We start from the raw sequence: 13501 nt of genomic DNA on the forward strand, positions 1-13501 counted from the left end.
TATGTTAATTGAGACGCTCATATTCAACTTAACTTATAGTCGAAATTAGTGTGTTGATTTAACGCGCCTAATTCGGTTTAATATCAGCTTAATTAATATGCTGAGTAATGCAGGGATGGCCTAGGGCAGCGGATTTCATTAACTTGGGCCTGGTTAGGGCATTAAAATCTTCCCTTTATAAACTAAAGCCCATTGTATGAATAGCTCCCACGCAGACACCCAAACTGGTAGTACTTCGGTTAATATGTGCCAAGGATAGCTCATTGAAAAAATTAAGATTTATACTCGTTCTACTTACCGCAGTTTTCCTTATAGGTATGATTATACCAGATGACATTGTTATTCCTGTTGAGGGTGCAACACCCAATGATTGGAACCATAATACTTTTTGGTATGAGCCATGGGGAAGCTCTGTGGTACATAAAGGGATTGATATATTTGGTAAAAAAGGGACTACCACACTTTCTTCTAGCAAAGGCTTAGTCATTTATACGGGCACAATACGTAAAGGCGGGAATGTAGTGGCAGTATTAGGGCCTAAATGGCGTATTCACTATTACGCGCATATGGACAGTTACTCTGTTACAACGGGTACTGTTGTTAAGGCTGGCTCAGTTATTGGTGTTTTGGGAGATTCAGGTAATGCCCAGGGAAAACAACCGCATATTCATTATTCAATCTTATCAATAATTCCAATTCCTTGGTTAGCTACAACACAGACTCAGGGTTGGAAAAGAATGTTTTTTTTAAATCCTCACGAAATGTTTATATAAGCTGTTTTGAAAAAATGTATTTAAGATAAATACCAATATGAACCTCATTCACAAGTAAGATGCGGTCAAACTATTTACATTAGCGATTAGGGTCTGTTGACCTTTCAAGGTTAAATTTGCAGCAGCCTGTTTGGTGTTTAGGCAAGGCAGAGCCTATGTGGTGTGGTTATTCCCCATAAATAGGCGATAACACAGCAGTAATGCCAAACAGGCGCTGCCCTTTGGGTTCTGCCTAGGGGCGATTTACTCTTTGTTGCTCGGTTTTGACTTAGCCCACTAGGTTACAAACCTCGCGCCGCGATTAAACCGCCCCTAGCTTGAACAAATTTTAATCCGCAAAGGTCAACAGACCCTAATATCAAGGAGAGTATATGCCTCATTTTATAATGGACTGTTCTGAAAGTGTTTTTGGGGAACATGATGAGGAATACATTATTGAACAAATTCATTTTGTTGCTCACGCTACAGGTTTATTCGATGAAGGTGATATAAAAGTTAGAATAAATCCATTTAATACTTTCTCTGTGGGGAATAAGCGTGAAGACTTTATTCATGTGTTTGCCCATATAATGCAAGGAAGAACAACAGAGCAAAAAGCGAACCTATCACGAGCAATTGTTAGTAAGCTTGTTACTTTATTTCCTGAAATTTCTAACATTGCAATGAACATTAGTGATTTTGAAAAAGCGACATATTGCAATCGCACGATGCTTTAGCCAGCTATTATCTGCTATTTAATACAGTTTTGGATGTTTATAAGACGTATGAGTAATTCGCAATTACAAAAAATAATATCTCTTTATACTGCTTTTGTTTTTGTACCTACGTTATTGCTTTATTTGATTTATAGTATATTTGGTTGGGTTGTATTTTCACTTACATTAAACCCTTTTTTGGGTTATTTTTTGGTGGGTGGTGCTTATGGTTTATGGTCACTACATTCATTAATAAAAACGATGAAAAAATTAACGGTATTAAAACATCCTATTATTGTGATAGTTGGATTGTTATTAGGTTGTAGTTTTTGTCCTGTCGTTTTAACTACGACTGAATTTAGTACGATGAAACCGCAAGAATTTATTTTTATATATATTATTATTGCACCCTTTATAGCGACCTTTCATTTATTTTATTTATATAAAAAAAACAGTCGACTAGCGCCTCTTGAGGATACTTTAACGAAACTATTTCTCAGTGGGCTGTATTAAACAAGGAAAACACAGGTATGGAACCAAATTACTCAGAATATTCAATTTCAGAGCTAGAAGAGTCATTACGTGCTATCGATAAAGAAGCGTATCCTGAAAGAACAAATGAGTTAAAGAAAGAGTTAAATAATCGCCTTGAAAATCCAACAACGAGTCATGAAGTAGAGGATGGTTTTGAGGCGAATGAACAATTTTATAAATGTCCTCATTGTGAAGAAAAAATTGGATTTTTTTCTAAAGCGCTACAAAGTTGGAGCAAGATAAGAGAGTGCCCACAATGTAAAAAACCATTTGCAGTAACCTTTAATGTAAAAGTGTTTTTCGTTGCGCTTTTACCTATGGTTATTTTTAATTATTTTATGATAAAACCTGTTTTAGGAGCACTGGGATTAAGTAAGTCCATTGGTTTGGGTATAGTTTGTGGTGTGTTAATTATTATATCAACCCGCTTGATCAGAGTTCGTGAATCCATCCGGTAACTTTAAAATTTATCAAACTGAACTACCCGTCCAAGTAACAGTTGTTGTTATTTAATTAAACCTATCACTCCTTGATTAACTAAATAAGCCTGCGCTTCATCTGTATGGGGCTTAAACTTTTTCCAGCGGCCTATGGCCTTGTTGTTAAGCGGTTGGCGCACTTGCATTTTGCTAGCGGTTGATACCGGTGCGGTGTTTAAATGAAAATCAAGGCACTGTGGTTGCCAGTCTAAGTCGCAATAGCTCACTAACTCTTTTATTTTTTGCTCTGGTGTGGCGACGAGTTCTTCGTATTTTACTAGTTTAATATTGCTGTGCAGGGCGCTAAAGTGCTGGATCAGTTTATAAAAGCGGCTGTAAAATTTAGCGGTGTCGAGTAAGTCTAAGGAGTAAGCATAATACGGGTTGTTAATGGTAAATAGCTGACGATAGTTACCAATACAGGTGTCCATGGGTTCGCGAAGCAGGCAAATTATTTTGGCGTTTGGCAGAGCTTTGGTAATTAAATCGATATAAAAAAAGTTAAACGGTAGTTTATCAATAAAGTGTTTATGGCTGCCGGTTACAACACGGGTTGCTTCAAGGTAAGTACTGCCAAGTTTTGCAAAATCAAGCTGGTAAGCTTGGTTTAAGGTGTCTATATCGAGTACTTGAGGCGTGTGCGTTTGGCTAAGTTTTTTTACACTTAGGCCAAAGTCTTGCAGCTCGCCCGCCGATTGTACGTCGCTGTGGCTTGATAAAATGCGTTCAACTAATGTGGTGCCAGAGCGCGGCATGCCTAATACAAAAATTGGCTCACTGCTTTGGTTGCCAGCTGTTTGTTGGTTTTTGTATTTATCACTGAGCTGTTTTATATGTGCAAATAAAGCCTCAGACGCTTGGTTATCAAACGCCTTATTAGCGAGTTTTGCTGCTTTACCTTGTTGTAACGCGGTAAAGGCTGCTGAAAACTCTCCTAAGTCTTGATATTCTTTAGCGAGCGCATGACCTATATGCAGTTTAGCGTCGGGATGATTGACCTGTTCGAATACATTTTTTAATCGCGCTATGTGGTTATTATGTTCGGTGACTTTAGTTAAATCGGCTAAGGCAAAATGACTTTGATGATGAAGCGGGTTCAGTGCAATGGCATTTTCAAACGCTTGCTGTGCTTTATCAAACTGGCCTAAAAATTTAGCACACACCCCATAGTTATAATAAAACTGCGGCTGACGAGTATTACTCGCCTCAGCTAAACTTAATGCGCATATAAAGTAATCAGCTGCTTGTTGATGTAAACCCGCTTGGGTGAGCGCGACGCCTAATGTATCGGCATCAAGTGCTTTACTAATATGTTCAATCTTAACGCTGAGGGCGGTGTTTTTTGCTTTTTGTAAATCGCCGGTAAGGGCGTAACACTTGGCAAGTTGCGCTGTATATTCAATAGACTTAGTAAAGCTTAATGCTTTTTCAATTAGCTTTATCGCTTTGTAAATTTGGCCAACCTGTAAATTAACCATAGCGAGTAAAAAGTAGCCATCAGCAAAGTCAGGCTGTTGTGTAACCAGCTCAACCAGTGCTTTATGCGCTTGCTGAATATTGCCTTGGTTTAAGTTGTTGATAGCGCTTTGGTGTAGTTGCTTTAAGTTTGGCTGCATGAATACTCTTATAAATAATGTACTTACAAATAAAAAGGCTCAAAATTAATTTGAGCCTCTTGATTGTACTTAAACTTATCGTTTAATTACATTTCAAACTTGTCGCTTAATTATATTTCAAACTTATAGTTAAATTTAATGCCAACAGTAAGTGGGCGATTAATAAAGTAACCATAGTTACGTTGTATGTCTGCGCCATTGGCTGTTGTAATATCCGCATCTGAACGACGAACAGAAGTAATCGCATATTTATTAAATAGGTTATCTACATATAAAGTAGTCGACCACGCATCGGCGGTTAATTTAGCTGAAATATTACTTAAGCTATAACCTGGGAGTGCTTCACCGTTGTCACGTAGGCCTACTTTTGAAATTACATCACTTTGTGCAGTTAAACCGTAGTTAATATCTAAGGTTTTGTCGTTAAACACTTCTGTTTGGTAGTTAATCCCCATAGATAACTGATGCTCAGGTGAGCCCGGTAAACGGTCGCCATCTTTTGCGCCATCAGTGCCATCGGCATTAAATAAATACGGAGCGTCTGAGGTTAGTTCTGCTTTTGTATAGGCATAAGTTGCATAGGCAGTAAACGAGTCCGATAAAATTGCACGCGTGGCAATTTCAATCCCTTTCGCATTTGCGCTACCAGCATTTGATAAGTAAGGTAATTGGCCTACTGTTGTTGCACCGGCGATTTGTGCGTTATCCCAATCTACATTGAATAGCGCAGCATTAAAGTGAAGCTGGCTTCTCATCCAAGTACTTTTGAAGCCTAGCTCATAGTTGGTGGTTGTATCGGCATCGTATAGCATTTCATCAGGTGTACCACAGCCTGTTTGTTGGTCCTCAGGTAGAGGGGTTGGGCAAGGCACTAAGCCATTTGAGCCACCAATTCTAAAGCCTTCACTTATAGTTGCATACGCCATTACTGAATCTGTAAATTGGTATTTAGCATTAAATTTGAACAGATTACCGTTATCACCGGCTTCGTTCTCTTCAAAGTTAACTGAAATTGCATCAGGTGCTGCACCTTCATACAAGGTATTTGCTAATGGGAAGTCAAAGGCCGCTTTTGATTCTACGTCGTATTCGTAAAAACGCGCGCCAATAGTAATGTCGAGTTTATCGGTTACTTGGTAACCTACTTCACCAAAAAGTGCTGATTCAGTGACTTTGCTGCCAGTAATTTCTAAATACTCTAAAGAGTCAGGTCTAAGTTGTGCGCCACCAAAATTATCAACTGCGAACTGATCAAAGCCTGGCGTAAACTCTCTGCTTGATGCGTCGGTATCGGTTTTATTGTAAAAACCACCAACAATCCAGTTTAAATCGCTATCATTTTGTGATACCAAACGTAGCTCTTGAGTGAAGGTATCGACTTCGTCTAATTCACGGGTAAATGCCGAAAACGAAGGAAACTCTTCGTAGCCATAGTCTAAACGAATTAAAAGGTCAGTTTGGTCGCGTTGACCATCGGCTTCAAAGTGTGAAATACCGGTAGCTGATACCAGTTCGGCAAAACCTAAGTCGGCTTTAAGTTCGAGGCTCAGTAATTGATCTTCTTTTTCCCGTGGCTCTTCAAAACGATACGCTGACTCGTATTTGCCGATGCGATCATTTAAACCATTATTTCCGTTAAGGCTATTGTGATGAACAATTGAGCGGCCTTCGGTGTCTTGCTTTTGATAGAAGTAGTTTAATGTGCCTTCGAATGACTCGTTTGCCTTGTAACGCAATGAAATACGCCCAGTTGTGGTGGTTTCACCGTTGGCGTCTTTTACATTTTTAAGGTTGCTGTTTACTGCATCAAGGTTTGTCCAATCAGGGTCGGTAATCGACACACCTGGTTCACGAACGGTGTAGGCGTAGTCTATAAACCCTGGGTCTTCATAAATATTTAAACTGGTACGTACCGCCAGTTTGTCTTCAATTAATGGTAAGTTGAAGATAAAACCGGCTTCGCCGCCGATTGAATCACTTTCTTGAGTTTGAAAAACATCACCAAATACTTCACCTGATATAAAATCAAGCTCTGGCTCTTTAAGCATGTAGCGAATAGCGCCACCTAATGTACCAGCCCCGTATAGTGTGCCTTGTGGCCCAATAAGTACTTCTACTCGTTCTACATCAACAAGGCGCATATCTACCGATACTGGAATTTCGTTAATGTAAGTGGCTACCGTGCCGCCATCTGATGAAGGGCCTGATGAATTTGTATTTAATCCACGAACTATAATAGGTGAGCCAGAGCGACCACCTTGATCAGTAATTGTTAAACCTGGCACCCAACGCGCTACATCGGCTAATTCGCTGATATTTTGGTCTTTCATTACATCGGCATCAAGCGCAGTAATGTTAAGAGGCGCAGCCTGAATAGAGCCACTTCGGCGTGTTGCTGTAACCTCAATAACTTCAAGCGATTTATTTTTTTCAATAATTTGCTCTTGTGCTGTTGCATTACCGCTAAATAATACACCGCTCATTGCGCTTGATACAGCCAAGGTTAACAGGCTTGGTTTAAACATAAAAATTGATCCCAGTTAGATTTAGTACGTTAATAAATGAGCGCTAATAGTATCAGGGAGTTTTGTTGATGGAAATAAAAACATGAATTTTAATTCACTTTTTTAGAATAAAAATTGGGTAATGGGTTTTTGCTTAAATTTAAAGTTTAAAGATAACAAGGTATTTGTATAAATAATGCACACACCGTAAATGGTATATATTGTTTTAAGTGCAATAATGAGTGGTGTTAAAGGGAGAGATAAAACGTAGGCTTAATTATACTAAGAGGGAGTTGTAAAATATGAGATGAGAAGTTGCGCCATGATAGCTCATGACGCAATTAAAAAGTTCAACAGACCCTAAGACGCGGGCTGCTTTTTACCATTAGACATTGAACTGCCTACCGAGGCTATAATTACCAGCAATATAGCCAGCCACTGCCAAATAGTAAGCAGTTCTCCTAAAATAATGAGTCCGGCTAGTGCTGCAATAGCAGGTTCAAGGCTCATCATAATGCTAAACCCTTGTGGCGACATATTACGCAGCGTGATCATTTCTAAAGTATAAGGTAGTGCGCTTGAAAGCACGGCAATAGCAATGCCTAATGGAATAATATCCCAAGTAAATGCAGCACTTTGTGAAATGCCACCATAAGGCACAAGAACAATAGCTGAAATGGTCATGCCCATCGCAACCGTTGCGCCCCCAGAGCTTTGGCTGCCTGTTTTTTTACCAAATAAAATATAACCAGCCCAACAGCCACCAGCCGCAAGTGCAAGTACAACACCTACAGGGTCGAGGCTGTCTTGGCCTTGCATATCTGGTAAGAGTAATAAAATACCGGCCACTGCACAGGCAACCCAAAATAAGTCACGTTTTCTGCGAGAAGAAAACAAGGCAACAGCTAATGGGCCAGTAAATTCAAGCGCAACGCCAATTCCCAATGGGATACGTTCTATCGCGTAATAAAATAGAATATTCATGCCGCCTAAACTTAAGCCATAAATTAATATGGGTAAGCGTTGGCTAGCAACGGGGAAGTGTTTCCATGGTTTAAAAATCAAACACAAAATAGCGGCCGAAAACCCTAAACGTAAGGCTGTTGTGCCCTCAGGTCCAACAATAGGAAAAAGCTGTTTAGCCAGTGACGCGCCTGACTGAATCGTCATCATTGCTAGCAATATGCATAAAATAGCCAGTAATAGATCTTTGGTTGATTTTTGCATGGATGTCCTTAAAGATTGCGATGAATTTTGGCGGCATGTTACCTGCTTTTGATCTTAGAGGTAAGTCAAATTTTGTGATCTTTTTAAGCTTAATTCAAAATAGCAGTGTTTAGTAAAGTGTGCTCAAAGGCCAAGCGATAAAATACGCTTATCGCTTAGCCGGTAGTTTTTGTTTATTAAGTCGTTAAATCTGCGGGGTAAACAACACCAAGTTGTGCGCGTGCGGTATCAAGTACTTGCATTACATCGATAGAAAGCTGATGAGTATTAACGCTAGACTCCCCCTGATTTTGCTCAATGGTATTGATAAAGTTCTCGAGTTCGTACTTCATAAAATGCTCGTCAAATTCTGTGCTAATAAGCTCTTTATGACCATTGTTAGCAATAAACTCTATTTTTTTAAGCTGCGACACGGCTTCAATTCTAATTCGACCTAATTCCCCCTGGATTTCAGTGATATTTTCGCCTTGTGAAATTTTCGAATAGCTGATCACCGCTTGTCTGTCGGGATAATTTAAAAGCACATCGCCTGCACCATCAACACCACTTTCAAGTAATACGCCGCTGGCGTGAACAGAGCGTGGTGCCCCCCATAATGCAATAACAAGATAAAGTGGGTAAATACCCAAATCTAGCAAGGCACCATTAGCAAATTCAGGTAAAAAGGTATTAGGGCGCTCACCATTTTTATACTTATCGTAACGTGATGAATACTGACTAAATTGACCAATAAACTTGCGCGGTGTGCCTATTTTTTTCAGGGCAGCTTGTAAGTGCGCAAAATTAGGTAAGTGCGTTGTCATCATCGCTTCCATGTAAAGGTGCTGATGCTGCTTTGCCGCCGTTAAAATAGCCTCAAGTTGCGTGCTATTAGCGGCTGAGGGCTTTTCGCCTAATACGTGTTTGCCTGCTTTTAAACACTGTATTGCATATGCACTGTGCAGGCTATTGGGCGCGGCAATATAAACTGCGTCTACTTGTTCATCTTGGCACACAGCATCAATAGAGGTAAAAATTTTAGCGTCGGTATTTGTTGGATGATTAGCTAAAAAGCGCTCGCCGCTGCTTATTTGGCGAGAGCAAATACCGTATAAATTAAAATTGCTGAGTGTATTAGCCGCTGCTAATAACGTGTCGCTAATAAAATTAGTACCTACAATTACAAAATTCATGTTTAGCCTTTTGCTGTTTTTAATAAGGGCGCAGTTTAACAATGTTTGGCTCTAAATGCGCGGGCAGAGCAATGAAACCAACGTTTAATGCTAGTACATAACGTGGCTTGCTCCTGATAACCTAAAAGCTCTGAAATTTGCGTTACCGATAATTGGTTTTGTAATAAATAGTGCTCACATAAGGCGCGGCGGGCGTCGTCTTTGAGCTTTATAAAACTGGTATCGTGCTTTTTAAGTTCTCGGTGCAAAGTGCGAGGGTGAATATTAAGCGCAGCGGCAATGGTATTATTAGCGCTTTGAAATATCGGCAGCATAATACGAATAAGCGCGCTTACCTGAGCAGGCAAAGATTGACTATAAGCATTATTTTCAGCTAAAAAGTTAAGTGCTGCTTGGGTTTTATGCTGCTTAGTAACGTTAAGTATTAAAGCTAAGTCTTGTTTGGCAATTAATACGCCGGCGCTATTTCTGTGGGTAATAACCTTACAACCAAAATGCTGATGGTAGGTCTGCCTATTAGCGCCTAGGGTATGAGGTAAAAATACACTGTGTGGCTTACAGCGGCCATTACTCATATTTTTTAAGGTGGCAATGGCCAATGCAATAGTGAGCTCTATTACTTGGTTTATTGCCGGTAATGGCCTGAGATTTATAGCGAATGATAAAAACACGTGTTCATTATCATCAAGTGGGTGAGTGGTTAAATTAAGCGCTGGCGTATGTAAGTGCAAATATTTTATCACCCAATCTAGCGCCTCGGCTAAATTAGTGCCTGTTTGAGCGGCTATTGCAATATGGCCTAAAATATCAAAGCTTTGCAGGCTTGCTAATTTTAAACCAAAATTTGGACAATTCAGTGTATTCGCACAATGCTCTAATAACTGTGCATACGCGCGGTAAGTAAGGGTTTCTTGCTCTAGTTTATTAAAGTCTACATTAATGGCGCATTGTTGCATTATGGCAGCGCAATCACCCCCAAGCTCTGCAATTAAATGGTCTATTCCTTGTAAAGAGGTGGCTCTAATTAAGCGGCTCATAAAATATACTTTTGCGTGAGGGTGTCTAAAAATAACAAGTTTTTGTTCGATGTTCCATGCAAACTGGTTTTTTAATTGGAGAATAAGTATGCATATCACTACATTTGATTACATTGTTGTTGGCGCAGGCAGTGCAGGCTGCGTTATTGCATCGCGATTATCAGAAAATAAAAATGTGAGTGTGTGCTTAATTGAAGCGGGCGGCAGTGATAAAGGTGCAATGGTTCAAATGCCTGCAGGGGTTGCTGCAAGCGTGCCTTATGGCATTAATAGCTGGCATTACAATACCGTACCTCAAAAAGAGCTTAATAACCGCTGCGGATTTATGCCTCGTGGCAAAGTGCTGGGCGGTTCAAGTTCCATTAATGCCATGGTTTATATTCGAGGTAATAAGCACGATTACAATAGTTGGGCTGCACTGGACAATGAGGGCTGGGATTATGAGAGTTTATTGCCTTATTTCATTAAAGCTGAAAATAATAAAACCTTCACTGAAAGTGAGTTACACGGGGTTGATGGCCCTTTGCATGTGCAGGATTTAAGCCTGCCAAGCCCAGTAAATCAGTTGTTTTTAAACGCCTGCGAACAACAAGGTGTACCGCACAATGCCGATATAAACGCAGGGCAACAAGTTGGAGCAAGGTTATCGCAAGTGACTCAGCATCAAGGGGAGCGTTGTAGTGCAGCAAAAGCGTATATAACCCCCCATTTAAACCGAAAAAACCTAACTGTACTTAGTAAAGTACACGTTAATAAAGTACTTTTTTGCGATAAAACTGCAACGGGAGTTTCTGTTTCTATAAACAATAAGGTCGTTGTATTGCATGCAAAAAAAGAGGTGGTTTTAAGCGCTGGCGCAATTAACTCTCCGCAAATTTTAATGTTATCGGGGGTTGGTCCTAAAGAGCAACTAAAGCAGCATAATATTGAAATACTAAACGAGCTTTCTGGTGTTGGAGAAAACCTTCATGATCACTTAACCGTTGTGCCATTGTATAAAGCTAAATACAGTAAAAGCACATTTGGTATAAGTGCGGGTGGGGCGTTTAATATTGCAAAAGGATGCGTTGATTGGTTTGCCAAACGTGAAGGGCAGCTTACTAGTAATTTTGCAGAATCACATGCGTTTATAAAGTTATTTTCTGATTCAAAAGTACCCGACGTACAGCTTGAATTTGTAATTGGGCTGGTGGATGACCATAGCCGCAAACTGCACCTAGGCCATGGCTACAGTATTCACTGTAGTATTATGCAACCTAAAAGCCGTGGCACTATACGATTAGCCGATGCCAACCCCTTGAGTGCACCACTTATTGATCCTAATTATTTAAGCCACCCCGATGATTTAAACGTGATGTTAACAGGGCTTAAAAAAACACTGCAGATTATGCAAAGTGAAGCATTTGATGTAATTAGAGATAATATGGTTTACCCGCTAGATATTAACAATAATGAGCAGCTTATTGAGTATATTAGGCAAACGGCTGAAACTGAATACCATCCTGTAGGCACTTGTAAAATGGGACAAGATCCCATGGCGGTAGTGAATAGCCAACTACAAGTACATGGCGTAAAAAATTTGCGTGTGGTCGATGCCTCAATTATGCCGCACATAATTACCGGTAACACCAATGCTGGTGTGATAGCCATTGCCGAAAAAGCAGCTGATTTAATTAAGCAAGCAATTTAAGTTGTCTTATAAAACGCTGTTAACCATTGCTGCCAGTCTTGCTCTAGTTTGACCATTTGCAGGTGCTTTTTAGCGGCAAAATGTTTACTTTTATCTTCGTCAGCTAAAAACGGCCCTACACGACACAGCGAGCAATAATTATCTGTTAAGTAAGCAGGCAAAGTTAACAGGTTAGCGAGTTCAGGTAAGGATTTTTCACTAAATACATAGGTAATGCCGCTGGTGTCTTTAACGTGCTTATCACGGTCAACATTACGAATTTTATAACCATTAAAGTGACTTATATCAAACGACATTTGCCCTTGATATTGTGCGTTTAAATGGGTATTTAAACTGCCTTCGATATTCCATTCACGGTACGGTTTAACATCTTTTGAAGTGATAAAACATAGCCCCGAGCCTTGTGGGTTTAAAGCAAACTCATTTGCGTATTTTATAAATTGATGCAGTAATGCGCGGTTAAGTACGTTCATGCTGGTATGGCGAGTATTGTGTTCAAATGCATCACGACCAACAAATGCAGGAATAAGCGGAAATTGAAAAATAACCACATCGAAACTATGTAAATGCTGGCCAAGCGTTTGCCAACATTGTGGGTTGGTTACATCAAAGCTATTAAGTACTTCTACCTGTTGCGACTTTAAAGCATTGAGCGCATTGTCTGGGTATTTTTGCTCAATAGTTGATTGGTTGTCGTAAGTGGATGCCACTAACTTTTTTGGCTTAATATGACGATATAGCGAATTTGAAAACGATAAATCGCCATCACCTACCGTGAGTATGTTCCAATTTGGATTTAAATACATAGTTAGCGTTTAGTTGTATTTGGGTTTTCGGGCTCATCATTTTGCTGAGGTGTTTGATGCAACCGGTACATAGCTAAACGTGTTTTTAAACCTTCAATAGCAATCTGTTTTAAAATCAGGTTAAAGGTAATCAAAATAGCAAAAACAATATGGATAGGACCATGGGTGAATCCTGCATCAGGATCAAATATAGATAAACCAAACAATACAAACAACACAACCATTAGTATTTCAATGAGTTGATTTGAATAAAAAGAAAGACGACCTTCGCTTTTATGATCTTTTTTTATGCTTATGGCACAAAAAAAGGGATCACTTTAATTTTAAAAGCGGCGTTTTTTTCTACAAAATTCTCACCAAGGTCAGTAAGCTGTTGGCGCAATTGGTCTATCATGGGGTGTCCTCTCAATACAGTGCGCGGATGTTACCCTATTACAGACCAATGGTTAAGTAATGGCAGACTATTTAGGGTAAATACTCATACCAATAATAAGAATATGACAAACAAACACCACAGATGTGAGCACAAAGCGCATTTTTTGGTAATCTTTGTGGTAATTCTGCCAATTAACCGATGCTTTTTCGAAAATCAGAACCAACCAAAAACTCGCGCCTAACCACGCAAGCATCCACTCAATTGGCAAAAATGATAAAAACGGAATAGGAATGACCGGCAGCACAGCTTTAATAGCATCGGCAAAGCTTTGTTGCCCTGCATGCCATAAATTACCTGCCATAAAAGCTAAAATAGCGATGCTGTAGAAACTAAAAAACTCTAAATTAACACTGTTGCTGCCAAACATAAGTGGCCAACCCACACAGCCTAAAAACGGCAGCAAGCCCAAATAGCCTAGTTGAATGTGATTAACAAATTTTTCCATGGTTAAGCGCCTTAATTGAGTAGGTATTTCAACATTGCTATTGTAACAAGGATAGATAGAGTTATCTCATAGAATTCATACAATGCT

Annotated in this window: 12 protein-coding genes and 1 pseudogene; 5 read left to right on the forward strand and 8 right to left on the reverse strand. The window is 39.6% G+C overall.

Translation table 11 applies throughout. The features are described from left to right. Window positions 1-263 precede the first annotated feature (263 nt). From AC0L7Q_RS18965 to AC0L7Q_RS18980, 4 genes are all read left to right on the forward strand, one after another. Window positions 264-773 (forward strand): M23 family metallopeptidase, encoded by a 510-nt coding sequence (locus tag AC0L7Q_RS18965; RefSeq protein WP_409425741.1) that lies wholly within the window; start codon window positions 264-266, stop codon window positions 771-773. Window positions 774-1144: 371 nt separating this feature from the next. Further along, window positions 1145-1489: a 5-carboxymethyl-2-hydroxymuconate Delta-isomerase gene (locus tag AC0L7Q_RS18970; RefSeq protein WP_409425742.1), complete on the forward strand. Its 345-nt coding sequence runs from the start codon at window positions 1145-1147 to the stop codon at window positions 1487-1489. Window positions 1490-1537: 48 nt separating this feature from the next. Continuing rightward, entirely contained in the window at window positions 1538-1981 is a 444-nt protein-coding gene (locus tag AC0L7Q_RS18975) for a hypothetical protein (RefSeq protein WP_409425743.1), read from the forward strand. 17 nt (window positions 1982-1998) lie between these two features. Then, window positions 1999-2460 (forward strand): hypothetical protein, encoded by a 462-nt coding sequence (locus AC0L7Q_RS18980; RefSeq protein WP_409425744.1) that lies wholly within the window; start codon window positions 1999-2001, stop codon window positions 2458-2460. Window positions 2461-2507: 47 nt separating this feature from the next. Here the strand turns inward: AC0L7Q_RS18980 and AC0L7Q_RS18985 are convergent, their stop codons facing one another. The 5 genes from AC0L7Q_RS18985 to AC0L7Q_RS19005 form a co-directional block, all read right to left on the reverse strand. Further along, complete coding sequence (locus tag AC0L7Q_RS18985) at window positions 2508-4097, reverse strand: tetratricopeptide repeat-containing sulfotransferase family protein (RefSeq protein WP_413403022.1); 1590 nt, start codon at window positions 4095-4097, stop codon at window positions 2508-2510. A gap of 110 nt (window positions 4098-4207) precedes the next feature. Further along, window positions 4208-6622, reverse strand: coding sequence for a TonB-dependent receptor (locus AC0L7Q_RS18990; protein WP_413403024.1), 2415 nt, complete (start codon window positions 6620-6622; stop codon window positions 4208-4210). Between the two features lie 339 nt (window positions 6623-6961). Continuing rightward, complete coding sequence (locus AC0L7Q_RS18995) at window positions 6962-7828, reverse strand: EamA family transporter (RefSeq protein ID WP_413403026.1); 867 nt, start codon at window positions 7826-7828, stop codon at window positions 6962-6964. Window positions 7829-8004: 176 nt separating this feature from the next. Further along, on the reverse strand, window positions 8005-9000 hold the full coding sequence (locus AC0L7Q_RS19000; protein WP_413403028.1) for a Gfo/Idh/MocA family protein: 996 nt from the start codon (window positions 8998-9000) through the stop codon (window positions 8005-8007). 35 nt (window positions 9001-9035) lie between these two features. Next, window positions 9036-10037, reverse strand: coding sequence for an AraC family transcriptional regulator (locus AC0L7Q_RS19005; protein ID WP_409425749.1), 1002 nt, complete (start codon window positions 10035-10037; stop codon window positions 9036-9038). An 88-nt stretch (window positions 10038-10125) separates the two neighbouring features. Here AC0L7Q_RS19005 and AC0L7Q_RS19010 point away from each other — a divergent pair, with 88 nt between their 5' ends. Then, window positions 10126-11727: a GMC family oxidoreductase gene (locus AC0L7Q_RS19010; protein ID WP_413403030.1), complete on the forward strand. Its 1602-nt coding sequence runs from the start codon at window positions 10126-10128 to the stop codon at window positions 11725-11727. Here the strand turns inward: AC0L7Q_RS19010 and AC0L7Q_RS19015 are convergent. The 3 genes and pseudogenes from AC0L7Q_RS19015 to AC0L7Q_RS19025 all read right to left on the reverse strand — a co-directional run bounded on the left by AC0L7Q_RS19015 (window position 11724) and on the right by AC0L7Q_RS19025 (window position 13414). Continuing rightward, window positions 11724-12533: a class I SAM-dependent methyltransferase gene (locus tag AC0L7Q_RS19015; protein WP_413403032.1), complete on the reverse strand. Its 810-nt coding sequence runs from the start codon at window positions 12531-12533 to the stop codon at window positions 11724-11726. The two genes, AC0L7Q_RS19010 and AC0L7Q_RS19015, sit on opposite strands and share 4 nt — an antisense overlap. A 2-nt stretch (window positions 12534-12535) precedes the next feature. Continuing rightward, window positions 12536-12927, reverse strand: a pseudogene (locus AC0L7Q_RS19020) (hypothetical protein). A gap of 67 nt (window positions 12928-12994) precedes the next feature. Continuing rightward, window positions 12995-13414 carry a DUF3429 domain-containing protein gene (locus AC0L7Q_RS19025; protein WP_409425753.1) on the reverse strand — a complete coding sequence of 140 codons (420 nt, stop codon included), beginning with the start codon at window positions 13412-13414 and terminating at the stop codon, window positions 12995-12997. Window positions 13415-13501 lie beyond the last annotated feature (87 nt).

Source organism: Pseudoalteromonas sp. KJ63-1 (assembly GCF_055808145.1).

Excerpts from the sequence above, each read along its gene's own strand:
- AC0L7Q_RS18990 (WP_413403024.1), bottom strand. The coding sequence starts at position 6,622 with ATGTTTAAACCAAGCCTGTTAACCTTGGCTGTATCAAGCGCAATGAGC.
- AC0L7Q_RS18970 (WP_409425742.1), top strand. The coding sequence starts at position 1,145 with ATGCCTCATTTTATAATGGACTGTTCTGAAAGTGTTTTTGGGGAACAT.
- AC0L7Q_RS19025 (WP_409425753.1), bottom strand. The coding sequence starts at position 13,414 with ATGGAAAAATTTGTTAATCACATTCAACTAGGCTATTTGGGCTTGCTG.
- AC0L7Q_RS19005 (WP_409425749.1), bottom strand. The coding sequence starts at position 10,037 with ATGAGCCGCTTAATTAGAGCCACCTCTTTACAAGGAATAGACCATTTA.
- AC0L7Q_RS18985 (WP_413403022.1), bottom strand. The coding sequence starts at position 4,097 with ATGCAGCCAAACTTAAAGCAACTACACCAAAGCGCTATCAACAACTTA.
- AC0L7Q_RS18975 (WP_409425743.1), top strand. The coding sequence starts at position 1,538 with ATGAGTAATTCGCAATTACAAAAAATAATATCTCTTTATACTGCTTTT.
- AC0L7Q_RS18995 (WP_413403026.1), bottom strand. The coding sequence starts at position 7,828 with ATGCAAAAATCAACCAAAGATCTATTACTGGCTATTTTATGCATATTG.
- AC0L7Q_RS19000 (WP_413403028.1), bottom strand. The coding sequence starts at position 9,000 with ATGAATTTTGTAATTGTAGGTACTAATTTTATTAGCGACACGTTATTA.
- AC0L7Q_RS19015 (WP_413403032.1), bottom strand. The coding sequence starts at position 12,533 with ATGTATTTAAATCCAAATTGGAACATACTCACGGTAGGTGATGGCGAT.
- AC0L7Q_RS19010 (WP_413403030.1), top strand. The coding sequence starts at position 10,126 with ATGCATATCACTACATTTGATTACATTGTTGTTGGCGCAGGCAGTGCA.
- AC0L7Q_RS18980 (WP_409425744.1), top strand. The coding sequence starts at position 1,999 with ATGGAACCAAATTACTCAGAATATTCAATTTCAGAGCTAGAAGAGTCA.